At 54.2% G+C, this 24,138-nt stretch carries 22 protein-coding genes; 7 read left to right on the top strand and 15 right to left on the bottom strand.

The genetic code is table 11. The features are described 5' to 3' along the window. Window positions 1-4 precede the first annotated feature (4 nt). Window positions 5-1,453, bottom strand: a complete 1,449-nt coding sequence (locus L5470_RS04135; protein WP_448534419.1) for a cytochrome ubiquinol oxidase subunit I — start codon at window positions 1,451-1,453, stop codon at window positions 5-7. A gap of 192 nt (window positions 1,454-1,645) precedes the next feature. After that, window positions 1,646-2,041, bottom strand: coding sequence for an IS200/IS605 family transposase (tnpA, locus tag L5470_RS04130; RefSeq protein ID WP_099797888.1), 396 nt, complete (start codon window positions 2,039-2,041; stop codon window positions 1,646-1,648). A gap of 57 nt (window positions 2,042-2,098) precedes the next feature. Between tnpA and L5470_RS04125 the strand changes: the two genes are divergently transcribed. The 3 genes from L5470_RS04125 to cobS all read left to right on the top strand — a co-directional run bounded on the left by L5470_RS04125 (window position 2,099) and on the right by cobS (window position 5,828). Further along, the gene (locus L5470_RS04125) at window positions 2,099-3,388 is read left to right on the top strand and encodes an RNA-guided endonuclease InsQ/TnpB family protein (RefSeq protein WP_499498314.1); all 1,290 of its coding nucleotides are present in this window, start codon (window positions 2,099-2,101) and stop codon (window positions 3,386-3,388) included. A 176-nt stretch (window positions 3,389-3,564) separates the two neighbouring features. Beyond that, a complete protein-coding gene (locus L5470_RS04120) occupies window positions 3,565-5,076 on the top strand; it encodes a M16 family metallopeptidase (protein ID WP_227517462.1) in 1,512 nt (503 codons plus the stop codon). After that, window positions 5,073-5,828, top strand: a complete 756-nt coding sequence (cobS, locus tag L5470_RS04115) for an adenosylcobinamide-GDP ribazoletransferase (RefSeq protein ID WP_499498312.1) — start codon at window positions 5,073-5,075, stop codon at window positions 5,826-5,828. The genes L5470_RS04120 and cobS overlap by 4 nt, the downstream gene beginning before the upstream one ends. Here cobS and L5470_RS04110 read toward each other — a convergent pair. The 8 genes from L5470_RS04110 to L5470_RS04075 form a co-directional block, all read right to left on the bottom strand. Next, complete coding sequence (locus tag L5470_RS04110) at window positions 5,794-6,447, bottom strand: ComF family protein (RefSeq protein ID WP_499498310.1); 654 nt, start codon at window positions 6,445-6,447, stop codon at window positions 5,794-5,796. The two genes, cobS and L5470_RS04110, sit on opposite strands and share 35 nt — an antisense overlap. A 13-nt stretch (window positions 6,448-6,460) precedes the next feature. Then, window positions 6,461-6,757, bottom strand: a complete 297-nt coding sequence (locus L5470_RS04105) for a Mo-dependent nitrogenase C-terminal domain-containing protein (RefSeq protein WP_099797636.1) — start codon at window positions 6,755-6,757, stop codon at window positions 6,461-6,463. A 382-nt stretch (window positions 6,758-7,139) separates the two neighbouring features. Further along, window positions 7,140-7,859, bottom strand: coding sequence for a DUF3120 domain-containing protein (locus tag L5470_RS04100; protein ID WP_227517461.1), 720 nt, complete (start codon window positions 7,857-7,859; stop codon window positions 7,140-7,142). A gap of 46 nt (window positions 7,860-7,905) precedes the next feature. Further along, window positions 7,906-8,586, bottom strand: a complete 681-nt coding sequence (locus L5470_RS04095) for a DUF8619 family protein (protein ID WP_099797635.1) — start codon at window positions 8,584-8,586, stop codon at window positions 7,906-7,908. A 32-nt stretch (window positions 8,587-8,618) separates the two neighbouring features. Further along, window positions 8,619-9,554 carry a protein translocase subunit SecF gene (secF, locus tag L5470_RS04090; RefSeq protein ID WP_099797634.1) on the bottom strand — a complete coding sequence of 312 codons (936 nt, stop codon included), beginning with the start codon at window positions 9,552-9,554 and terminating at the stop codon, window positions 8,619-8,621. After that, a complete protein-coding gene (secD, locus tag L5470_RS04085; protein WP_448514604.1) occupies window positions 9,551-10,981 on the bottom strand; it encodes a protein translocase subunit SecD in 1,431 nt (476 codons plus the stop codon). Before secD ends, secF begins: the two co-directional genes overlap by 4 nt. Window positions 10,982-10,983: 2 nt before the next feature. Continuing rightward, window positions 10,984-11,967: an alpha-ketoacid dehydrogenase subunit beta gene (locus tag L5470_RS04080; protein ID WP_499498307.1), complete on the bottom strand. Its 984-nt coding sequence runs from the start codon at window positions 11,965-11,967 to the stop codon at window positions 10,984-10,986. A gap of 71 nt (window positions 11,968-12,038) precedes the next feature. Then, window positions 12,039-12,908: a phosphatidate cytidylyltransferase gene (locus tag L5470_RS04075; RefSeq protein WP_499498305.1), complete on the bottom strand. Its 870-nt coding sequence runs from the start codon at window positions 12,906-12,908 to the stop codon at window positions 12,039-12,041. A gap of 280 nt (window positions 12,909-13,188) precedes the next feature. On the opposite strand from L5470_RS04075, the gene L5470_RS04070 reads away from it, so the two are divergent. After that, window positions 13,189-13,854: a sigma-70 family RNA polymerase sigma factor gene (locus L5470_RS04070; RefSeq protein ID WP_099797630.1), complete on the top strand. Its 666-nt coding sequence runs from the start codon at window positions 13,189-13,191 to the stop codon at window positions 13,852-13,854. A 53-nt stretch (window positions 13,855-13,907) separates the two neighbouring features. Then, the gene (locus L5470_RS04065) at window positions 13,908-14,429 is read left to right on the top strand and encodes an anti-sigma factor family protein (protein ID WP_099797629.1); all 522 of its coding nucleotides are present in this window, start codon (window positions 13,908-13,910) and stop codon (window positions 14,427-14,429) included. Window positions 14,430-14,474: 45 nt separating this feature from the next. On the opposite strand, the gene ruvC is transcribed toward L5470_RS04065, so the two are convergent. Continuing rightward, window positions 14,475-14,954: a crossover junction endodeoxyribonuclease RuvC gene (gene ruvC / locus L5470_RS04060; protein WP_099799769.1), complete on the bottom strand. Its 480-nt coding sequence runs from the start codon at window positions 14,952-14,954 to the stop codon at window positions 14,475-14,477. Window positions 14,955-14,956: 2 nt separating this feature from the next. Between ruvC and L5470_RS04055 the strand changes: the two genes are divergently transcribed. Beyond that, entirely contained in the window at window positions 14,957-16,369 is a 1,413-nt protein-coding gene (locus tag L5470_RS04055) for a histidine phosphatase family protein (protein WP_499498345.1), read from the top strand. A 4-nt stretch (window positions 16,370-16,373) separates the two neighbouring features. Beyond that, window positions 16,374-17,639, top strand: coding sequence for a dihydroorotase (locus tag L5470_RS04050; RefSeq protein ID WP_099797628.1), 1,266 nt, complete (start codon window positions 16,374-16,376; stop codon window positions 17,637-17,639). Here L5470_RS04050 and fumC read toward each other — a convergent pair. The 4 genes from fumC to L5470_RS04030 all read right to left on the bottom strand — a co-directional run bounded on the left by fumC (window position 17,591) and on the right by L5470_RS04030 (window position 24,092). Beyond that, entirely contained in the window at window positions 17,591-18,994 is a 1,404-nt protein-coding gene (gene fumC, locus L5470_RS04045; RefSeq protein ID WP_499498301.1) for a class II fumarate hydratase, read from the bottom strand. The genes L5470_RS04050 and fumC overlap by 49 nt on opposite strands. A 21-nt stretch (window positions 18,995-19,015) precedes the next feature. Then, complete coding sequence (locus L5470_RS04040; protein ID WP_099797626.1) at window positions 19,016-20,815, bottom strand: proline--tRNA ligase; 1,800 nt, start codon at window positions 20,813-20,815, stop codon at window positions 19,016-19,018. 138 nt (window positions 20,816-20,953) lie between these two features. Next, the gene (locus tag L5470_RS04035; RefSeq protein WP_099797625.1) at window positions 20,954-22,249 is read right to left on the bottom strand and encodes an FGGY-family carbohydrate kinase; all 1,296 of its coding nucleotides are present in this window, start codon (window positions 22,247-22,249) and stop codon (window positions 20,954-20,956) included. Window positions 22,250-22,346: 97 nt separating this feature from the next. Then, entirely contained in the window at window positions 22,347-24,092 is a 1,746-nt protein-coding gene (locus L5470_RS04030; RefSeq protein WP_499498299.1) for an FAD-dependent oxidoreductase, read from the bottom strand. Between the last annotated feature and the right edge of the window lie 46 nt (window positions 24,093-24,138).

The raw sequence follows: 24,138 nt of genomic DNA, 5'->3' as shown, positions 1-24,138 counted from the left end.
GCCGTTACTGCTGGGTTTCTAGAGGGCGACTATCGGGCTGATGCTCTGCCATTTTGATACGAATTTCGAGTTCTTCGGCATTACGTAGGCCGGGAACGGGCAAGGCCACGTTGGGGCCTTTCTGGATGATGCGGCTACCAAAAAAGAGGGCGGCAAAGAAAAAGATGGTGTAAAGTGCAACAAGGCCGCTGAGGGAAAACAGGACGACTTGAGGCGGTAAGGCCGAGGCAGCCTCTGCGGTGCGCATTTGGCCATAGACAATCCACGGCTGCCGTCCGACGCAACGCACAATCCAACCCGCTTCTACCGCAATGTAGCCCAGCGGTCCGGCAAAAATCCAGCCCCACCACAGCCATTTGTAGTTGCCAAGGCGATCGCCAGCAAGGCCAGTGCGCCACCAAATAAATACCGTCACGCTCACTAAGGCAGCAAGATACAGGCCAATGGCTATCATGGTGCGGAAGGAATAGTAGATCAGACCAATCAGGTGGGGGCGATCGCTCGGTGCCCACTCCTTCAACCCCAGCACAGGGCTATCCAGAGTGGGTTTTAGCTCCAGTAAATAACCGAGCAGGCCAGGAATTTTTACGTCCACCTTATTGGTTTGGGTTGCTTCATCAGGGATGGCAATTAAACTCCAACTGGCGGACGTTCCGGCGGGAATGGTCTCCCATTGGGCTTCCATGGCGGCCAGCTTAGCGGGTTGATAGCGATAGACTTGCTCGGCACTCAGGTGACCCACAAAAATTTGCAGCGGCGCAACAATCAAGGCCATCACCAGAACCACCTTCAAGGATTTGGTAAAGAAGTTAGGCAGGCGATTTTGCAGTAGGTACCAAGCACTAATGCCGCCAATCACAAATAAGGAGGTTTCTAGGGTGGCAAAGAACATGTGCAAAAAGCTATTGACCATGAAAGGGTTGGCGATCGCTTGGAAATAGTCTTGCACCTGGAACTTACCATCGACAAAAACACCCCCAGCAGGCGTTTGCAGCCAAGAATTGGCCGAGAGAATCCAAAACGTTGAGAGGTTGGCACCAAAGGCAACGCAAATGGTGGCCACCCAGTGCATCAGGGGCGGAACCCGCTGCCAGCCAAACACCATAATGCCTAAGAAACTGGCTTCGAGCATAAAGGCCATCGTGCCTTCAAAGCCGAGAACCGTCCCAAAAAAATCCCCCACGGCTAGGGAAAAAGGTGCCCAGTTCAGGCCAAACTGGAACGCCATCGGCAACCCAGAGGCCACGCCAATGCCAAAGTTCAGGATGTAGAGCTTTGACCAAAAGCGGGCATGGTGGTAGTAGGTGAGGTTCTTCGTTTTCAGCCAGAGTCCTTCTATCACTACTAGGTAAATGCCCATACCCGTGGTGAGGACTGGCCAGAGCATATGAAAAATTGCCGTCAGGGCAAACTGCCAGCGGGATAACGCAACCGTATTTAAGCTCTCTAGCATTCTGGATGTACCCTAGGCGTTGACTAGTTAACTTGTAACAAGGCTAATTCAGCTTTGACAAGCTAAATACCCTGCCCGCGCGAAAGCTTTAGCTTTTTTTTACTCTTTATAGGAGTGATGTGGGCGGGCTAAAACCCCTCCGCTTTAGCGAGGGGATACAGCCAACTCAGGGGGCTTTAGCCCCTAGTAAGGTCAATTACTCTTGCCCTGAGCTTCAATGTAGCGCTGAATTGTTTCGCTGCTAACATTGCCAGCCGTTGAGACAAAGTAACTGGATGTCCACATGGACGGCAGTTTCATTAATGGATTAGGGAATTCCTGTCTGAGGAACCGTGCAGTTCGCCCCTTAATTCGATGAATGATTTGATAGGGTGCAATTGTTGGAGGGCAGTTAACAAAGAGGTGGACATGATCCGGTTCAATTGCCAACGACACAACTTGACAATCAATCTCCTCTGCTGCTTCCCATATCAACTGCCTGCACCGATTTGCTATTTCTCCCCGTAAAACAGGTCTACGCCGCCGAGGAATCCAGACAAAGTGATAGTTCAGCAAATACGTTGCACTGCGGCTTTTCTGGTAGTCCATAGTTCACCGGTTTGTCTATCTGTGCTACGCTGTAGACAATTGTTGCATAAACTCACCATGTTTGGATGTCAGCAAGTTTTGCTCAACCCCAATAACGAACTTAAGGGGGTGATGGAATTTGTCTGCTCTGAGGCAAACAAGCTAACCAATCAGGGCATTTACTATGCTCGTCAACTGCACTTTAAGACCGGGCAGTGGATTGGCAAGCATAGCCTGAGTTACGAATACAAGACCAGTAAGCACTTCCAAGCTCTTTACTCCCAGGCTGCACAGCAAACCTTGATTTCGGTCTACGAGTCGTTTAAGTCCTACCGAGCATTGTTGAAACTGTGGCGAGGTGGAGAACTGGCAGAGAAACCCAAGATGCCAAATTACCGCAAGAAGGGAGGGTTGGCAGTAGTCAGCTATCCCAAACAAGCGCTGAAGTTGGTTGATGGGATGATCCGGGTTCCGCTGGGGCAGTTAGTGAAAGTGTGGTTTCAGATTGATTCGTTCACTGTCCCCATGCCCTCCAATCTCAAATTTGAGGACATCAAGGAACTGCGGATTCTGCCGCGCAATGGGTGTTTCTACACTGAGTTTGTCTATCGTCTGAACCCCGTTCAGATTGATGTAGACCCGATGCGGGTGCTGGGCATCGATTCGGGATTAAACAACTGGCTCACCTGCGTCAGCAATGTAGAAACCAGCTTCATAGTGGATGGGAGGCATCTTAAATCGTTGAACCGCTGGTACAACAAGCAAATTGCCAAGCTGAAAGAAGGTAAGCCTCAAGGCTTTTGGTCAAAGCGACTGGCACAACTCACTGAGAAGCGCAATCGGCAGATACGTGATGCAGTGAACAAAGCGGCCAGGATTGTGATTGACCATTGCACCCGTAACCGGATTGGCCGGATTGTATTTGGCTGGAACCCGCGGCAAAAGGACGGTTCCAACCTGGGCAAGAAGACCAATCAGAAGTTTGTGCAGATCCCAACTGCGAGACTGAAAGAGCGGATTGCTCAGTTAGCGGAGCAATACGGGATAGAGTTTGTTGAAACTGAGGAGTCGTATACCTCTCAAGCATCGTTTGTGGATGGTGACTTTTTGCCGACATTCGGTGAAAAACCTGATAGCTGGAAGTCATCGGGGAAGCGGACGAAGCGAGGCTTGTTCAGGACTGCTCAGAATTGGTACATCAACGCGGATTGTAATGGCGCTGCCAACATCCTGCGTAAAGTAGCGACGATGCTTGGATTGAGTCTGAGCGGAGTTGGTAGGGGGTCTTTGACTGCCCCCACCCGCATTAAGTTGTGGGTGACAGCTCAAGGGAAAAGCGAAGCAACGCGGCTTCAGCCCGTTGCGTAGCATCCTTTGGGAATCCCCTCTCTTTCAAGGAGGAGAGAAGTCAAAAGCTAATCTTGTCAGTGCTGCCAAGCGTGTTGCTGCGCAAGAGGTAAAAACCACGCAGAAGATCAAGACAGCAGCATAGCGTCTGAACGACTGAAATAGGGTGTAATAGAAGCAGTACCTGAGACATCCCTGTGTCATTGTTGCAGCTTATTTGGAGTCAATGCCAGTGCTTCTGTGTTGGGGCGATCGCCCTGTGGGTATGGCTCACGCCCATTGCGTCTGCCCAGACGATCCGGCCTTACATTGACCGCGCCATGAATCAAATTAGCGAGTTTTACCTTGACAATGGGATGCACTTTATTGTCATGGAGCAGCACCAAGCCCCCATTATTTCTTTCCTGACCTATGTCGATGTGGGGGGGGTAGATGAACCGGAGGGGCAAACTGGGGTGGCGCACTATCTGGAACACCTTGCCTTTAAGGGAACCCGCCGCATTGGCACTCGCAACTATGCAGCAGAAAAGGAAACATTTGCCCAACTCGATCAGCTCTTTGATCAGCTACAGGCTACCCATGATGATGCCCAACGTCAGCAGCTATTGGTGGAGTTTGCGGCAGTGCAACGGGTCGCAGATCGTTACGTGCTGCAAAACCAGTATGGTCAAATTGTCCAACAGGCAGGGGGGGTCGGTCTCAATGCCACCACCTCTGCTGATGCCACCCGCTATTTCTACAGTTTTCCGGCCAACAAACTGGAACTGTGGATGTCCTTAGAGTCAGAGCGATTTCTAGAGCCGGTGTTCCGTGAGTTTTACCAAGAAAAAGAAGTCATCCTTGAGGAGCGTCGCCTGCGAACAGAGAACTCACCCTCAGGACAACTCTTTGAAGCCTTTTTAGCTACCACGTTTCAGGAACACCCCTACCGCCGTCCGGTGATTGGCTACCGCGACGATATTCAAAATCTGCGCCGCATTGATGTCGAGCGTTTTTTTGCGGAGTATTACACCCCTGAAAAAATGACCATGGTGCTGGTGGGGGATGTTGACCCCAAACAGGTGCAACGGTTGGCGCAGGTATATTTTGGTCGCTATCCCAAGGGTCAGGGCAAGGCCACGGCGATCGCCCCTGAACCTCCGCCGACTGAACCGCGTAGCATTACCCTAGAGCTAGCTAGCCAACCCCTTTATATCGAGGCGTATCCCTGTCCTGCCCTGCGCGACCCCACTTACCTCCAGTACGAAATGTTGGCGCAGATTCTCAGTGGTGGCCGCACCTCCCGCCTTTATCGCGCCCTTGTCCTAGAACAGAAAACTGCCCTGAATGTGCAAGCGTACGTCGGCTTTCCGGGCAATAAATATCCCAACCGTTTTCTCATTTATGGCGCACCGGCTCCAGGGCATACTACCGCAGCATTGGCGGCGGGCATTGCCAAGGAGTTACAAGCACTACAGGCAGATCCCATCAGAGCCGACGAGTTGGCTCGGGTAAAAACACAACTGCGTATGGAACTGCTGCAAAACCTGACCTCCAACGAGGGGATGGCCAAGCTCTTGGCCGATTACGCCGTCAAGGGGGAGGGGTGGCAGCAATTATTTAATCGCCTTGAGGCCATTGAACAGATCACCCCTGCTGATATTCAACAGGTAGCACAGTCCCTCCGGCCACAGCAACGCACCGTAGCCCAAATTCAAACACGATTATGAAGTCCCTGTGGCAGGAATGGCTAGGGGCAGTGATCTTCTACACCTGTTTGCCCCTTCCCCCTAGATGCCCTATCAAACTTGCTGGCGCAGCAAAGTGGTGCCCAGGGGTGGGGGTACTGATTGGCGGGCTACTGTTCGGGGCAGACTGGCTGCTAGACCTGCTTTACCTGCCACGGCTGGTGCAAGGCGTGTTGCTGGTGGCGCTCTGGTTAGGGCTCACCGGTGGGCTGCATCTGGATGGGGCAATGGATACAGCAGATGGCTTAGGGGTGAGGGATCCGCAACGGCGGCTCGCAGTCATGGCAGACAGTCGCAGCGGTGCGTTTGGGGTGATGGCTGCCATCGTGATCCTGTTGCTGAAAGTCAGTGCTCTGGCGAGTTCAACCATGCCCTTTAGCGTGCTGTGGGCGGCGGTGTGGGGACGGGTGGCACAAGTGTGGGCGATCGCCCGCTACCCCTACCTCAAGCCCACAGGAACTGGTCAGATTCATAAAGTCTCCTGCCGCGTCCCTTGGGATTTTTGGCCAAGTGGCCTCGTATTGAGTCTCATGAGTGTGATACTGCCCCTCTCCCTTGGCCAGTTGCTATACCTCCACAGTCTTGGCCTCCTCCTGATGCTCTTGGTACCGGCATGGTTTTATCACCAAGTGGGAGGGCACACCGGCGATACCTACGGTGCCGTGGTGGAGTGGAACGAGGCTCTGATGCTGGTTGGCCTTAGTGTGGGTCAGGGAGCGCTACCGCCACTGTAACGATTCCCAGTACCCGATGCCCTGCGGCTCTCAGGGTTTCTGCCGCCGCACGGGCGGTTGTGCCCGTGGTGTAAATGTCATCACACAGCAGCACCCAGCATTGCCGCCGTAACCCCCGCCCTAAGACAAACGCCTGCTCTAAATTAGCGACCCGCTCAGCCACCGTCAGTTGAAACATTGACTGCGTTGCGCGCTGCCGTACTAAGGCATGGGGAACCAAGGGCAATTCTAGGGCACGACAAAAGCTGGTGGCAATGATTTCTGCTTGGTTAAAGCCCCGCGCCTTTAATTTATCGGCATGGAGGGGAATGGGAACCACCTGGAGCGGCAGGTTGTGGCTGACCTGACTCTCTAGCCAAGCAACAGCGAGCCATTCACCAAAGAGGGTGCCCAATTCGGGATGGGCATGGTACTTGAGGGTGGCGATCGCCCGCTTTAAGTCCTGACGGTAGCTGCCCCACGGCAATAGGGGCACTGATCCGCGCCAGTAAGAGCGGCGATCGCGCAGCTCCCACGTTCGCAGCCGCCGTTCGCAGCTTGGGCACAGAGGTTGCCGACTCAGACGACCACAGCAGGGGCAGGGCTGTTGGAACAGCACGGCGGCTAGGGATCGCCACACTCCGACGTACCCCCTAGCAGTAGGCGCTAATATCTTCCTGACACTCGTCCGCTAAATAACAGAGAGCACGATAGCGTAACAGCATCAACTCTTCGTAGAGGGGATTGAGATGGCACAGGGGAGGAATATGGATGTGCCACTTTGCAACCACAATATCCCGCTCAAAGGGGCACTGGGCAGGGATCAAACGGCACAGACGGTGAGCAAGCTGGCGATCGCGCACGTCAAAGCACTCTAGCCAACGACGCACCGGCAGCAATACCGCTTTGATAAACCGTTGCCCCAGCGTTAAAACAGACTGACGAAGCATAGTGAACTCAACACCTCATCGTAATAAAGATAGCCACAGCACAGATTGCCTATTCCCGTAGCCTTCTAGAGCGTGAATCAGCATCTAAAAATACAAGACTGAGAATAGAACATCAAAGCTGGGATTTGGATAGGAAAAAACTAAATTTGTGCACTCTGGCGAATGGGCTTTAGACGTACCTTGCGTGGCGTTGCGATGAACTGTAAACACCAGAGAAAAGTCAATGCATTATTCAGCAATATAGACTGTCTCCTTGAATCATCAGAGATTTGTAGTAATGGATACACTTTATTTCGGCCTCTTCCAGAGTTCCTTTTGGTATCCATTCCTATTTTAGTTTCTAGTTTTTAAATTGACGATTCGGTGTGCCAAAATGTTGCCCCTAAAGGGGTAAAAGCCCAATCGTTAAACCAAATAACCCATCCACCACAAGGGTACTTAGTACCGCCCCCATAAACGCCCAACTCGGCAGCATGGCAGGTATTCCTTGGCGAATCTGGGATTGAAACAGGGGCAACAGGCCAATGAGCAGTAGGCTTAGGCTAAGCAGTACACCCCACACTTCCCCGCTAAAGGTCTGGGCTTGGGCGATCGCCTGCACGAGCATTTCTTGCACTGACACTAGATCCTGCTCGAGGTACATAATGGCTCGCCAATGGGGAATCACATCAATCAGGTAAAAATAGGCATCCGTAATGGCCGTGCCTAAAAATGACCCCAAAAAGAAAAAGACCCCTACCAGTTGTTGCCGTTGTCGCAGATGCCAAACCATCAGGGGTAACGGCAGCGCCTCCACCGGCAAGTGCCACAGCGGTTCCCAGCGCAACCAGCCCCAGTACAGCGACCCTGCCCCCCAACACCAACTAAAGCCATAGAGGAGTGCACCGAAGCGCTGGTAGCGAGTTTGGGTTTGTAGGTAACGACTGATCCCCCACAGCAGGGGAGTGATCCCTAAGCTCAACCAAGGATAGGTACGTACCAGTGGTGCCTCAATAAAGACAGGGACAGAGACTAAAAAAGCCGCAAGAGAAAAAATACACCACGCTGGCCGGGAGCCAAAGCGCAGGGCGGGGAAAACAGCGGTCGAGGTCAGCGCGGTCAAGGGACTCTTGGGAAATGTTAACTTTTATGTCTTTCCCTTTAAGGTATCACAGGGTTGACCGCCGTGGAGAACGGGATCTTCGGGGCGATCGCCGCTGCCGCCGTAGTGTTTCCGATAATTCCACGAAGATATCCCGCTGCAACATCGGATAGTTGCCAATCCAGAGGCGATGGCGTGGCAAATAAACTTCCGAAATCATCTCAATCTCTGCTAAGTCCGGTCGCCGCGATAGCACCAGCATCTGTGCGACATCTCCTGGCCGAATCACGCGGTGCTGCCGCAGCAGCTTAGTGCGCACTGTTGTTTCAAAGCCGCTTTTGTCGCCTATCTCAAGGTTAAGGCAGCGTTCGCGGTTCTCGATGATGACTAACTGGCCTTGATCGTCAACGGTCTCTTCTTTGCCCACCAGTTCTTCAGTGACATAGACCTCTAGCACCCGCCCTTGCCAAAAGCCGGCGTAGGGAAATCGGCGGTAGCGACGGTTGCGCCAACTGGCCAACACAGCCGGTGCCCACAGCCAATACAGCCCCGCCACCAAACCAAGCACAAGCTGGGTGCCATCTCCCAAAAACTCGAGGCCAAACGTCACAATTGCTACGGCCACCACAGCAAAGATTACCCGCCGTAAAACGTCCTGTAGCTTCCCCCACACGTAGAGATACTGAGCACCTGTGGCAACCGCAGGAACAAGCTGGCGCAGTTTTTCTTGGGTAATGGGAATTAGCACAACACAGGGGGAGAGACGGGAGTGGGTCTGGCCTAGGTGACTGGCGAAGGGGTTGGTGTGGGTTGGCGATCGCGCCACCAAGCAAGCAGGGTACTCGCCACAAAAATACTAGAATACGCACCCGTCACAAAGCCAATAATTAAGGCTAAGGCAAAAAAGCGCAGAGTATCGCCCCCAAAAATAAAAATCGTGACCAAGGGCAACAGAGTCGTCAGGGTCGTGTTAATGGAGCGGCCAAGGGTTTGTACCACGGCCTGATCGACGACCTCCTTAATGTTCAGGTCGGGGTTGAGCTTAAGGGTTTCGCGGACGCGATCGTAGATGACCACCGTATCATTCACGGAAAAACCAATAATGGTGAGCAACGCCACAATAAACAGGCTGTCAATTTCAACCCCAAGGGTCAGCCCTAAAATGGCAAAGATACCTGCGGTGAGCAAGACATCGTGAAACAGCGCCACAAGGGCAAAAAAGGCATAGTCAAACTGAAAGCGTAGGGTCAGATAAATCGTAATGCCAATGAAGGCCACCAGCAGCGCAAGCAGACCGGAGCGCAAAATTTGCCCCCCAAGGGTGGGGCCGACGGTTTCAATTTGCGTCTGCGCCGGATTAAAGGCACCCAATTCTTGAGTCAAGGCACTACTGAGCCGTGTGCGCTGCTCTACCCCTAAGGGAATGGTGCGGATACCAATCCCATACTGATCAATCACCTGTAGGCTGCTGTTGCCCAACCCCTCTTGATTCAGAATGCGGCGAACCACATCAATGTCAATGGGCTGCTTGCAGGTGTTTGTGGTACTACAGGCAAGTTCAAATTGCAGTCGCGTTCCGCCAATAAAGTCTAAGCCTAGGCGGAGCGGACTGCCTAAGGAGACCGAAGAGATGGCCATGGCCATCAGACCACTGAGAATGACAACTAGGGATATACCCCACCACAGCGATCGCTGGCGATTGACGCTAAAACTCATTTCAGGGTCTCCAGTTTGGGACAAAACCACGTGGGTTTACGCAAGCTGGGGATGCTAATGGCGTAGAACAAGAAGCTACGGCTACAGGTCAGGGCGGTGAACATACTCACCCCAATGCCAATGGCTAGGGTCACGGCAAACCCTCGCACAAAGCCCGTGCCAAGAGCAAACAACGCCCCACAGGCAATCAGGGTGGTGACATTGCTGTCTAAAATACTGGCAAAGGCACGATCAAAGCCCGACTCCACCGAGCGGTAGAGGGTTTTACCCAGCCGTAGTTCTTCGCGGGTGCGCTCAAAAATCAGCACATTCGCATCCACCGCCATGCCAATACTGAGGATGAAACCCGCAATGCCCGGCAGGGTTAAGGTCACCCCAAACAGCAAAAAGGCGGCATAGGTAAAAATGGCGTAGAGCACAAGGGCAATATCGGCAATCAGACCCGGCAAACGGTAATAGGCAACCATAAACACCAGCACCAGCACTAGGCCCGCCACCCCCGCGTAGAGGCTATCACGGATACTGTCTTGGCCAAGGGACGCGCCCACCGTCCGGTTTTCAACTACCTCCAGCGGTACCGGTAGAGCACCCCCCTGGAGCTGAATGGCAAGATCGTTCGCAGTTTGGGCGGTAAAGCCACCGGAAATTTCCGCATTGCCGCCAATAATGCCGGTTTCAGCATACTGCGCAGACACCGTGGGGGCACTAATGAGGCGGTCATCAAGAAAAATGCCAATGCTGCGGCCCGTACCGGCAATCTCTTTGGTGAGGCGGGCAAACAACTCTGCCCCTTGGGGGTCAAAGCGGACAATGACATTCCAGTTGGGGGAGCCGGGCGCCACCGGACTAGCGAAGGCTTCTTGCAGCATGGCTCCAGTAAGCTCTGAAGGCGCAAAGAGGTTGGCGATCGCCTGCTGACTGGCCGCAAGAGACTCGCGGTTTTTAGCAAGCTTGGCCTCAATATCGGCTAACGCTTCAGGATTGTTGGCATTTTGGGATTGCTCTAGCAGGAGTTGCGTTTGCTCTAGGAGAAGCTGCGCTTGGATTTGTCGCTCCACTTGCAGTTGCGCTTCAGTGCCGGGCTTTTGGGGTGCAAACAATAACTGGGCGGTTCCCTTGAGAATGCGCTCTGCCTGCTCGGGATCGGTGACCCCCGGCAGCTGCACCAGTAGCTTATCGTCGCCTGCGGTTTGCACCACCGCCTCGGCAACCCCCAAGCCATCGATGCGCTTTTGCACCACACTCTGTACCGCTGAGAGCACTTGGGGCGTAATTTGCGGCACTTTATCCGTCGTTTGCACCTGGAGGGTCAGTTGGGCACCGCCGCGCAGATCCAGACCTAAGCGAGCCGGGGTGCGCACGATCACCCATGTGGCGGCCATCAGTAAAACTAAAATTGCAATTAGCCAGCCGCGATATTTCCCCATGATTAAATCTGACCCCGCACCAGTTTCTGCACAGCGGCCACAATTTGCGGCGGTTGCACGATGGTTAGGTTCTCGAGGGTGCCATTGTAGGGGGTGGGAACGTCCTGAGAGGAGAGCCGCACCACTGGGGCATCTAACTCGTCAAAGTAACGCTCCATAATAGAGGCCGAGAGTTCTGCGCCAATGCCACCGGTTTTCATGCATTCTTCAACAATAACAACACGATGGGTTTTACAAACTGATGCACCAATGGTCTCAAAGTCAAGGGGCTTCAGGGAAATTAAATCAATCACCTCCGGATCGTAGCCCTCGTTTTCAAGGGTTTTCACCGCTTGCAGGACATGGTGCCGCATCCGCGAGTAGGTGAGAATAGTGACCTCCGTTCCCGGACGAACCACCTCTGCTTTGTCAAGGGGCAAGTAATACTCCTCTTCCGGTAGGTTTTCCTTGAGGTTGTACAGCAGCACGTGCTCAAAAAAGAGAACAGGGTTGGGGTCACGAATGGCCGATTTCAATAGCCCTTTGGCATTGTAGGGGGTTGAGCAGGCAACAATTTTCAACCCTGGAACCGCTTGGAAATAGGCTTCTAGGCGCTGGGAGTGCTCTGCCCCCAGTTGCCGCCCTACCCCCCCAGGCCCGCGGATCACAATCGGAATTTTGAAGTTGCCGCCGGACGTATAGCGCAGCATCCCGGCATTATTGGCAATTTGGTTAAAGGCCAGCAGCAAAAAGCCCATGTTCATGCCTTCAACAATGGGACGCAGACCGGTCATGGCTGCCCCAATGGCCATTCCCGTAAAGCTATTTTCGGCAATGGGGGTATCCAGCAGGCGGAGTTCGCCGTACTTTTTGTAGAGGTYTTTGGTGAYTTTGTAGGAGCCGCCATAATGTCCTACGTCTTCCCCCAGTACAAATACGGTAGGGTCACGCTCCATTTCTTCATCAATGGCAGCACGGAGGGCATTAAACATCAAGGTTTCGGCCATGGTTGCGCGGCAAACGTTAAGGACTATTTCCTAGGGTAGTTGAAACTGCACCGCTTGCGATCGCCAACACCTCAGGGGTGCCATTGCCCCAAGGCTGGCAGCAGCAAGGTAACAAAGTAAAACACAAGCGGGGCGGTGAAGACGTAGCTATCGGCACGATCCAGAATCCCCCCATGGCCAGGAATCAACTGCCCAGAGTCTTTAACCCCGGCATCCCGCTTCATCATTGATTCGGTGAGGTCGCCCAAGAGGCTAGCAATGCCAATGAGCAAGCCTAGGGTGGCTCCGGCGAACCACGGCCATGGCCACTGGAGGGAATAGGCACCCCAAAAGGCGACGGCTAAGCTCCCTAAAACACCAAATACCGCCCCTTCAACAGTTTTCTTGGGGCTAATGTGCGATAGGCGGGTGCGACCAAACAGCTTGCCGACGGTATAAGCCCCAATATCCGCCGCCCAAATACAGGTAAACGCTAACAGGGTTGCCTGCAATCCTAGGGGGAGAGCCTCTAAGTGCCACTGCTGTGGCCAAAACCCGCCTAAGGGAAGGGTGGCAGTATGATCTAGCCCCCGTAGGCGCACCCAATAGCTGGGGAGATACCCGCCGTAGAATAGCCCCATGATGGAGGTAGAAATGTCGGCAATGGAGGCCAGTTTAGGCTGAAACAGCAGGTAAAAGCAAATTAGGGTACCGGCGACAGGAAAGACGGCATCGGCCAAATCGGGACGCAACAGCGCAGTAATCAGTAGCACCTGACTGACAACTAAGGTGGTTTTAGCCGCTGGGGCACTGCCTTTGGCACGCGCTAGTTCAAAATATTCCAGTTGCCCTAGGTAAATTAAGGCACCAATACCCAAGCAAAAGTACCAACCCCCCAAGAGGGTTATCATCAATGCCACCGCGATCGCAACAAGTCCACTGGAAATGCGTATCCACGGCATGGTGATTATGGCAGTTGACTAAATAAGGKGTTCACAGGTTAGCCTAACGAAAATCAAGGGGCGATCGCCGCTACAATTAAAGTTTAGTCTGAATTTGGCCAACATTAAGAAAACATTAAGCAGTGGGCAATAAAAATCCATCAACATCCCTCAGCAAGTGAAGCCCGCCCAGAGGAGCTGTTGCGCATAGAGTGGCAGCTAGCACGGTATAACGGAGGAGGGAACCTGATCACCGACCTTGCGTCATGGGAGATAGTTTGGTCTGAGGTCTGTTGTTTCCATGACATCCAGTATCCCCCTTGCTTGGCCCAGTGTTGAGGAGACCTGTTACCGGGTGACGCTGCCGCTAACAAAACTTTCACCACAGGAATTGGTGATTCGCTGTCAGGCGGGCAGATCACCCGATCGGGCCGCGTTTACAGAGTTGTTACGCCGCCATCAGGCTCACGTGGAGCGACTGATCTATCACTTGGCACCGGACTGGGAGGATCGAGCCGATTTAGTACAAGAAGTGTGGATACGGGTGTACCGGAATATTCATAAGTTGCAGGATGCCAGTAAATTTCGCGGTTGGCTCAGCCGTATTGCCACAAACCTATTCTATGATGAGCTGCGCAAACGGAAGCGCCACCAAGCTCCCCTCTCCCTCGATGCCCCCCTCAAGACCCATGATGGGGAAATACTATGGGAACTCGCCTCCAGTGATGCCAGTCCGGATGAGTTATTGCATACCGATGAATTTTATGACCAATTGCGACAGGCGATCGCCAACTTGCCGGAAACCTTCCGAACCACGATTGTCCTGCGGGAAATTGAGGGATTGTCCTACGAAGAAATTGCCCAGATCACGGGTGTCTCCTTAGGAACAGTAAAATCAAGAATTGCCCGCGCTCGGCAGCGACTGCAAACGGAATTGCAACCCCACCTTGACAGCCCCCGCTCCTAAACTATTGCCCCACACCTTGGCTTTGGCTAGATTTTGATGAAGGATGTTGAACAATGATGGACGAACTGGATCACTGCAAACGAGATCACTTCGAATTGCTGAGTGCCTATCTCGATGGTGAAGTCACGGCTGGGGAGCGACAGCAGGTGGAGGCATGGCTCGCCAGCGATCCTAAGGCTCAACGACTGTACCAGCGGCTGTTAACCCTAAAAGTGCAAATGCAGCAACTTCCCGTGCCTGTGTCCCCTTGCCCTACGGATTATTTGGCAGCTCGGGTCATTGCCAAGGCGCAGCGTCGCCCCCGCGCAGTGTGGGTATGGGGAGGGGTGGGTGCCACCCTAGCTGCATCGGTGGTGGGTGTTCTCAATGGGCTTCTCCCTAACCCACTCCCCGGATCACAGATTGCAGTGACTAGTCCTGCCAGCATTGCTCCAGAGGTGTCTCCTGTACCTGTTGAACCTACAGCTGTTGGCCTGATGCTCAGCCTCGATCGCCCTCCCGTTGCAATTCCGGTGAGTGAGACTGCCCCTTCTGCTCTCACAGAAGCATCTACCAATACTGCCAAACAGGACTAAGTATTCGCCACTTTGACAACTACCTCTAGGGAGGATCGCCCCTGTCTAGGAACAGGGAGTCTCGTGGTGACGGCTGGCAGTAAGGGCGATCGCCAAGGCATCAGCCGCATCATCCGGCCTAGGGAGGGTAGCCAAGTCAAGTTCCCGCTGTACCGCCAGTTGCACCTCAGTTTTGGTGGCGTTGCCATACCCTGTCAGTGTTTGCTTGACCTGGGCAGGCGTAAACTCCAAAAGCGGACACCCCAGTTGACTCAGCACCAAGAGAATCACCCCCCGCGCCTGAGCAACCACAATGGTGTGGCTCATTTTATAGAAAAATAATTTTTCGATCGCCACCACGTCAGGGCGCAGGGCTGGAATTAACTGGTGTAGGTCAGTGTAAAGACTGTGCAGGCGATCGCCAACAGGTTCCTTGGCAGTGGTTGTGATCACCCCAAAATCGCAGACGTGGCAGCTTGTGGGTGTCATTTCAATGCAGCCATAGCCAAGGGTGGCCAAGCCCGGATCAACCCCTAAGATACGCACGGCTGGCCTCGAGAGGTAACAGACAAGATACAATTGCCTATGGTGCATCCAAGGAGAGACATCTGAGTACCCGAGTTATTATTGTCCGCCACGGTGAAAGCACATTTAACGTTGAACAGCGCGTCCAAGGTCATAGTGATTCCTCCTCGCTGACGGAGCGTGGTCATTGGATGGCGCAGCAGGTGGGTGCAGCATTACAGGGCATCCCCATCCGCAAAATTTACACCAGCCCCCTTAAGCGTGCTCAGGAAACGGCTGAGGACATTTACCAGCAACTAGGCAGTCTAGGGATCCCTGCCCCTATCCCTATGGATTTGCTCAAGGAAATTGCCTTACCTGCGTGGGAAGACTTACCCTTTGCAGCGGTGAAAGAGCGGTTTCCAGAGGACTATCGCCGCTGGCAAGAGGCACCGGACACCTTAGTCATGCGGACCCTAGATGAGACTGGGGAGCCAAAGGACTTCTTCCCAGTCCTAGATTTGTTTGATCGGGCCGGTCTAGTCTTGGATACGCTGCTGCCCCAGCACGACAATGATACTATCCTGATTGTGGGCCACAGTGGTATGAACCGCGCCTTAATCTGCACAGCCTTGGGCTTGGGGGTCAAGGGCTATTTGCGGCTGCAACAGGCCAATGGCGGCATCAGTGTTCTCAACTTTGCCCACGGTCGGCACCAACCGGCGCAGATAGAAGCCCTGAACCTTACCAGTCATCTCAACGATCCCTTTCCGGAACCCCGGTTTAAGGCGCACACCCTGCGTATCTTTTTGGTGCGCCATGGTGAAACCAATTGGAACCGCGAAGGACGGTTTCAAGGCCAGATTGATGTGCCCCTCAATGAGAATGGTCGTGCCCAAGCGGCAACTGTGGCAGATTTTCTCAAGGATGTAACCTTCCACCATGCCCTGAGTAGCCCCCTATTGCGCCCCAAAGACACAGCCTTAGCCATTTTGCAGCACCATCCCGATGTTTCCTTAGAGCTAGAGCCAGCCTTGGCAGAAATTAGCCATGGTGACTGGGAAGGCAAGTTTGAGCCAGAGGTGGAAGCGCAGTACCCAGGGGAGCTAGAGCGGTGGCGCACCACCCCAGCGGCGGTGCAAATGCCCCACGGGGAAAACCTGCAACAGGTGCACGATCGCGTCGTCACAGCGTGGGAGCAGTGGCTCGAGGCATGGAAAGCCAGTGCCCTCACCCCCCACAATGTTTTGGTTGTGGCTCACGATGCCACGAATAAAGTGCTGCTGTGTCATATTGTCGGCCTAGGGATCGAGAACTTCTGGCTCTTTAAGCAAGGCAATGGCAGTGTGACGGTGATTGACTATCCGCTAAAAGGAGGGCTGCCGCGGCTACAGGCGGTCAACATTACCACCCATTTAGGGGGCGTGCTGGATCGGACGGCAGCCGGAGCCTTGTAAAGCCATGGCATGGCGACTGCTGCAACAGGTGCGGGTGGTGGATCCGCTCAACCGCGCAGATTACCGTGCGGATGTGCTCTTTAGGGGCGATGAACTGGTGGCGATCGCCCCAGCGGACATTCCCCCTGAGAGCGAGCGGGTCCCTGCTGAGCAGTTAATTTTGGCACCCCCTTTAGTAGATCTCTACAGCCACAGCGGCCAACCAGGGTACGAAGCGCGCGAAAGCCTAACCTCTCTGCTTGCTGCTGCGGCGGCGGGGGGGGTGCAGCACCTGACTCTTTTGCCTACTACCCAACCCGTCATTGATGATCCAGCGGTGTGGAACTCAATCCAGCACGATTTGCCCGCAGAGAGTTGGACGCAGGTGCGGGTGTGGGCGGCTCTCAGCCAAGGGGGTGCAGGCAAGGCTCTTAGCAATCTAGCGGAACTGGCCGCAGCCGGCGTAGTGGGGTTTTGCGATGACTCCGGCCTCGTCAATTGGCCATTATTGCAGCGCGCTCTCACCTATTTGCAACCTATCCAGAAATGTGTGGCGCTTTGGCCGTTTGACGCAACCTTGGCGGCCCATGGCGTTGCCCGCGAGAGTTTAGACGCCCTGCGCTTGGGTCTGGCAGAGCAACTAATCTGCTGTGAAACCATTCCCCTACTGGCAATTTTGGAGCTAGGGCGCACCGTCACGACCCCTATTCATCTGATGCGCCTCTCCACCGCTCGCAGTGTTGAAATCTTAACGCAGGCTAAGCCGGAGACTGTTACCGCCAGCGTTTGTTGGTTGCATCTACTGTTTGACACTGGGGACTTGGCCACCTACGATCCAAACCTGCGCCTTGAGCCACCCCTCGGAACCCCTACGGATCGCCAGTCCTTAATTGAGGGGGTCAAAACAGGCGTGATTGAGGCGATCGCCATTGACCACACCCCCCTCCTTTACGAGGAAAAAATGATCTCCTTTGCCGAAGCCCTCCCGGGGGCAATTGGTCTGGAGTTGGCCTTGCCCGCCCTCTGGCAGGGATTAGTCGCCCCTGGGCACCTCACGGCGGTTGACCTCTGGCACGCCATCAGTACCGCGCCTGCCCGCATTCTTGGCCTTGCCCCCCCGCAGTTGCAGCCCCCTAGCCGCAACGTTATCCTGTTTGATCCGACGGCAGCATGGACGGTAAATGCCCAAAGCCTGCGATCGCGCTGCCACAATACCCCCTACTGGCAGCGCACCCTACGGGGTCAACTGTCGGCGCTTTCGCCAAGCATGTCCTCTGGACGCACCCACTGATCAAACTCCTCTGGGGTGAGGTAGCCCAGCTCTACGGCAGCCTCCTTGAGGGTTTTCTGCTCGCTATAGGCTTTTTTAGCCACGGCTGCCGCCTTGTCGTAACCAATACGGGGGTTCAAGGCGGTCACGAGCATCAAGGATCGCTCTAAATGCGTCTGAATTTGGGGGTGATTCGGCTGTAGCCCCCGCAAACAAAAGTCCGTAAAGGCAGACCCCGCATCGCTGAGGAGTTCAATGGAGCACAGCACATTGTGGATGATGAGGGGCTTAAACACATTGAGTTCAAAGTTGCCCTGACTACCAGCAATACCAATGGCCGCATCATTGCCCATCACCTGCACACACACCATGGTCAAGGCTTCGCACTGGGTCGGGTTCACCTTGCCAGGCATAATCGATGAGCCGGGTTCATTGGCGGGCAAGATTAATTCCCCCAACCCACAGCGAGGACCCGACCCTAACCAGCGAATATCATTGGCCATTTTCATCAAGGCCGCCGCCAGCGTTTTGAGGGCACCACTCAACAGCACTAGGGGATCGTGAGCCGCCAAGGCCGCAAAGCGATTTTCAGCAACACAGAAGGGATAGCCGGTCATCCGGGCTAACTCTTGAGCAACGCGATCGCCAAAGCCGGGGGGGGCATTTAAGCCGGTGCCGACGGCGGTACCGCCAATGGCTAGGGGATAAAGGTGCTGGAGGCAGTACTGCAAGTGGTGTTGACAGGCCGCCAACTGGCTAGCATACCCCGAAAACTCTTGACCAAGGGTGAGGGGCACCGCATCCATCAGGTGAGTGCGCCCAATTTTAATAATGTTGGCAAACGCAGCGGTTTTTTCCTCCAGAGCCGCCAGCATGTTTTGCAGCATGGGCAGCAGCCGCTCCTGTACCTCTAAGACAGTGGCGATGTGCATTGCGGTGGGAAACGTATCATTCGAGGACTGACTACAGTTAACGTGATCATTAGGGTGAATGGGGGTTTTGGTTCCCTTTGTGCCTCCCGCTAACTCAATGGCACGGTTGGCAATGACCTCATTGACATTCATATTGGTTTGCGTGCCACTGCCGGTCTGCCAAATCGATAGCGGAAACTGATTATCCCAACGACCGTCAATGATTTCCGCTGCTGCTTGACAGATCCACGCCGCTTTCTCCGGCGCCAGAACACCTAGATCCCGGTTGGCGATCGCCGCTGCTTGCTTCAGCCGTGCCATGGCATAAATGACCGCAAGGGGCATTTTTAGGCCGCCAATGGGAAAGTATTTTAGGGATCGTGCCGTCTGGGCGCCCCAATAACAGTCAGCGGGAACCTCAATCGTACCTAGGGAATCGGATTCGGTGCGGGTTGCAGGAGCCATGATCCATCTTTTAAGGGAATGTCAAAGCTGATCTACTTGCTGTTGCAGATAGGCGATCGCCTCGCTCACAGAGAGAGTCACGGTTTTGCCCGTAGCGCGCTCTACTAATTCCACCTCCCCTTTGGCACTCGTGCGCCCCGTTACCACCCGATAGGGGATTCCAATGAGATCCGCATCTTTGAATTTGACCCCAGCACGCTCATCGCGATCATCTAGCAGCACCTCAATTCCGACTGTTTGCAGCTTGGTGTAGAGTTCAGTGGCCAAGTGCATCTGAGTGGGATCGGTGATGTTGGGGACAACAATAATGACCTGATAAGGGGCGATCGCCAACGGCCAGATAATCCCGTTGGCATCGTGGTGCTGCTCCACAGCAGCTTGGGCTAAGCGGGAGACACCAATGCCATAGCACCCCATCACTAAGGGCACCTCCTCCCCCTGCTCATTGGTATAGGTAGCCTGCATAGCTTGGGAGTACTTAGTGCCCAGTTGAAAGATATGGCCAATTTCAATCCCACGGGCAGTTTCTAAGTACTGCGTTGGATCATGACAGGCGCGATCGCCCGCTTGCGCCTTGCGCACATCCACCACTAACGCTGGCAGGGCACAGGTGTTGCCCCAGTTCACCCCAACCCGATGGTGCTCTGCCTTATTCGCCCCCGTGACAAACCGCTTCAGCTCGGCCACCGTTGTATCGGCAATTCGAATAAATTGGGGAATGAGGTTGGCCGTGGTTTTTAGATACGTATCCGGCAGATCAGGCCCAATATAACCAAAGGGTAAGGGTTGTGCTGCCCACTCCTGCGCGGTTTCAGCGTCGGCCACCCTCAGATCCAACAGTTTACTGGCTCCATAGTTGGCAGCTAAACCCGTCAGCACATTCTGAAGCTTCACCGCATTCACCTCTTGATCGCCACGAATGCTCACCAATACTAAGCCGCAGCAACCATTATCAAACCCAGCACGATAGAGAACCGTTTTGACAATCTGGGTCGGATCACAGCCCAGTTGCGCCACTAATGCCTCAATGGTGGTTGCATTGGGGGTGCTGAGGGTTTCCATTTTCCTATAGGGGCTAGGTACAGCCGCTGGCGGCACAGACACCGCCTTTTCTACATTGGCAGCATACTCACCATCGGCGGTATAGAGCACTTCATCTTCACCCGCATCGGCTAGCACCATAAATTCATGGGAGCCAGAGCCGCCAATTGCCCCCGAATCTGCCTCAACTGCCCGAAAAGTAAGACCGCAACGGCTGAGGATACGACTGTAGGTGTCGTACATCACCTGATAGGTGTCCTGAAGGCTGGCCACATCAGCATGGAAGGAGTAGCCATCCTTCATGATGAATTCCCGTCCCCGCAACAGGCCAAACCGGGGGCGAATTTCATCGCGGAACTTAGTTTGAATTTGATACAGGTGCACCGGTAACTGCCGGTAGGAACGAATCAGATCCTTAGCAAGGGTGGTAATGACCTCTTCATGGGTTGGGCCTAGCCCCAACTGCCGCTCTGCCCGATCCGTGAGGGCAAACATAATGCCTTCTGCTTGGGTGTAGGTATCCCAACGGCCAGATTCCTGCCATAGCTCAGCGGGCTGCAATTGCGGCAGCAGGCACTCAAGGGCACCACTGCGATCCATTTCGGAGCGTACAATGGCACTCACCTTCTGGAGCACCCGCCACATCAGGGGTAAGTAGCTATACACCCCACTGGCAATGCGGCGAATATAGCCAGCCCGCAGCAATAGCCTGTGGCTGGGAATTTCCGCTTCCGCAGGGTTATCCCGCAAGGTGACAAAAAGCATTTGCGACAGGCGCATGGATCGCTACTGATACAGCACAGAAACTCTATTCTACCGAAAAAGCGCCGTAAAGCCCCTAGCTTTAGCTATGGGGATATAATACGAATTCTCCAAATAGCTGCTACACATAGAGCGTTGAAAACCAGTAATGTGTGCTCAGCAGCCGCTTGTAAAAGGGTAGCTTTGTTGTCGATTTTGTAAGGAGTTGGTTGAGCCACAGGCAAGGAGTGCAGCACCGTAGGCCGCCTCTGTTTGCGGCGAAATGGCCACGGGCACCCCCAAAAATTGTTGACGAATGGCTAGCCATGCTGGATTATGGGCACCTCCCCCTGCTGTCCAAACCCGTTGCAGTGGTGACGCACCAAGGGTTTGTAATCGCTGATAGCCCTGTTGTTCAATGCGGCTGAGGCTTTCTAGAAGTCCTTGCAAAAACAAATGGGGTTCAGCAGGTCGTGGTTCTAAACGCGGCTCAAGGTGCGGATCATTAACGGGAAAACGCTCTCCTCGCCTGAGGAGGGGATAATAGTCTAACCCCGTAGGCTGCTGAGGATTGATGTGGCGACTGAGATGCTCTAGTTCTGTAGGGGTAAAAAATTGTCCCAGAATTGCTGCACCGCAGTTAGAGGCACCCCCCACCAACCAGAGATCGCCAAGGCGATGACTGTAGATTCCTGCTGCCCGATCCTGCACAGGACGGTTACTCAGAAGTTTCAGCACTAGGGTTGAGCCTAAGGACGTTACCGCATCCCCCACGTGATGGGCACCACTGGCCAAAAAGGCAGCAATACTATCAGTGGTGCCTGCACAAATTTGGCACTCTGACGACAGTCCCAACGATTGCGCTATCCTTGTTGGAGTGCCGATGACTGTTCCAGGGGCAACAACCTTAGGGAGCAACGGTTGCAAAGGGGCAAGGATGGGATGATAAAACCAGTCAGGATAGGTCTCGGCAGCGGGGTCATACCCCAATTTGAGGGCATTGTGCCAATCCGATATACCCAGTTGGCCGTGGAGCAAAAAGGCTAGCCAGTCTGCTTGGTGCAAGAAATAACCGCCTGCTGTGGGGTAGTGCTCCCATAACCACAGCAGTTTCACAAGACTACTAGTGGCACTGAGGACGAGATGATTGGCTGGCGCGATGCCTGCTAATACCTTGAGGGACTCTTGAGCACGATCATCGTTGTAGAGAAGAGCGGGGGAAATGGGGTCACCGTCAGGATTGCACAATAAGACCGTGGCAGAAGTGCCATCAATGGCAATGCGCTGGATCTGTTGCCGTACTTTAAGGGGAATCTCCTGAATTAACTCCCACAGGGTTGCCGCCCATTCTTGAGGATTATCTGGCTGGGCTAAGGTGCGGCGAGTGCTGGCAAGTATCTCACCCTTGGCGTTGAGGGCGATCGCCCGGGCACCGGAGGTACCAAAATCAATTCCAAGGGCGGTGATGGTCATGCCAAGGTTTCAAGAGACTGGCGATGTCATTGTACCAAAGGGTGTCATAACACTATTTGCTTAAGGCATGGAGCAGCTGCCAACCGCCACGGCTATTTTAGCTGTCAAGAATCTCAACGCGAATCCATGGTGCATAGGGATTGACAACCCCCATAATGTGTACCTGCTGACCGCTTACACACTCGTGCAGACGGTCATTGATCGTTGAGCGCAGGGTGACCAACGGCCACTGGCGATCGCCCTCAAGAAGTTGGTATTGCTGGTCCCCTAGTTTTTGGAACTCACCACAAACAGAGACCAAGCCCTCAGGGGAGGGGTCTGGTGCGGGGGTTTGCAAGGGGGCGTAGCCGCTCAAGGGACGTGTGGCCTCAAAGGTGCGGAGGGTGTGGCATTGCCAGTCTTCCCATTCTGGGTGATCGGGGTGGAGGTTGAAAAACGGAAAAATCGCCTGCCGATGCTCAGTAATGAGGGGTATAAGATCTAAGCTATCAACCAGATCCCGAGGCTGTCGGTGTTGCTGAACGGCAGTAGCGGCCAGCCAACCTGCCGCCTGACCAATCGCCATTACAACGGGTTGCAGTCGGGTTGCCCCATTGGCAATGTGGGTCACCGAGATATTCTTTTCAGCTACTAAGAAGCCGTCGATGTCCTTGGGAATCAGACAGGTGTAGGGAATCATAAAAGGTGTACCGGTCCAGCGCCCGCCCCAGCGAATGGATTTGGTCGCAAGGGCAAAGTTGTGTCCCGGATAATGATGATCGTTGGCATAATTCCCGATCGCCACCCCTGTATAGCGCCCTGTTACGGTGCTCGGAGCTGGGGCTACGATGCCCCCCGCCACTGGCAAAATGTCTTGCTCTTGCACGGTGGTTAGGCCAATCAGGCGGCGGCTTTCACGGTAGTAGGGATGCAAGGCATAGGCTCCCCCACCAAGCTGGTTTGGTAGGACGGGAAAGGTATCCTCGGCAAGACCATAACGGCGACCCAAGTGGCGTTGTATGTAGCAAGCAAAATCTTGGCTGTGCCAGCGGGCTTCTTGCAGAAATTCTTGCTTAGCAGTGGCAGACTGCACTAATCGCCCTAGGTTCACCCCATAGTCATTCCCTTGCTGCGGCCAATTGAGCATGAAGCGATCGCCCGGCAGGCGGCCATAGTTCAAGAAGTGCTCTGGATCGTACCCCTGCCATGCTCCCTCAAACTTATGATCATCCCACAGGGGAGACGGCGGAATCTCTGGCGCTGTTTCACCACTGCCGTAATCTCGCAACATCACTACCCACGTGGGGGCTTGCACAGGATAGGTTGTGGTCAGCGCATTCGGGGCACGGGGTGCCGAGGGTTCACCGGTCTCTGGCTGCCACTCCCACCCCCAACGGTGGGGAATCTCTCCCAAGGGCAGCAGATCCCCTAGTTCCGTGGCATCAATCGTAATCTCTGCATAGACGGTAAAGGCACTAAATTCTACCCCGGTGATGCGATCGCCCCGACGCAAAACCGCTTGGGGAGTGTGACCGGCCATCCACGTTAAGTTGGGGCTGGCCGTCACCCAATCATGGAATATGGCAGCAGCCACTTTAGGCTCAAACGTAAAAAAGCTCACCCACGCATGATCTAAGCCATGGGATTGTCGTTGGGCGATCGCCCGCAGGAACCGTCCCCACACCCCCGTTTGCCATGCCAATAGCTCATTGCCGTCAGGCGCAGGCACCCCAGCACTGGTGAGCATACCCCCTAACCATGGCTCTTCGCTTACCAACAGGGTTTTAGCACCACAACGAGCAGCGGTTAAAGCAGCAGCAACTCCCCCTGTGCCCCCTCCCACCACCAGAACCTCAGTTTGCATATCGTGATCTACCTGTGATGTTGCAAAAAGTGAAACCACCATCCTA

The sequence above is a fragment of the Synechococcus sp. PCC 6717 genome (genome assembly GCF_022698185.1).
Taxonomy (GTDB): Bacteria; Cyanobacteriota; Cyanobacteriia; order Thermosynechococcales; family Thermosynechococcaceae; genus Thermosynechococcus; species Thermosynechococcus lividus.
Note: the sequence above shows the minus strand (reverse complement) of the source record. Positions and strands in the feature narration are given on the sequence as shown.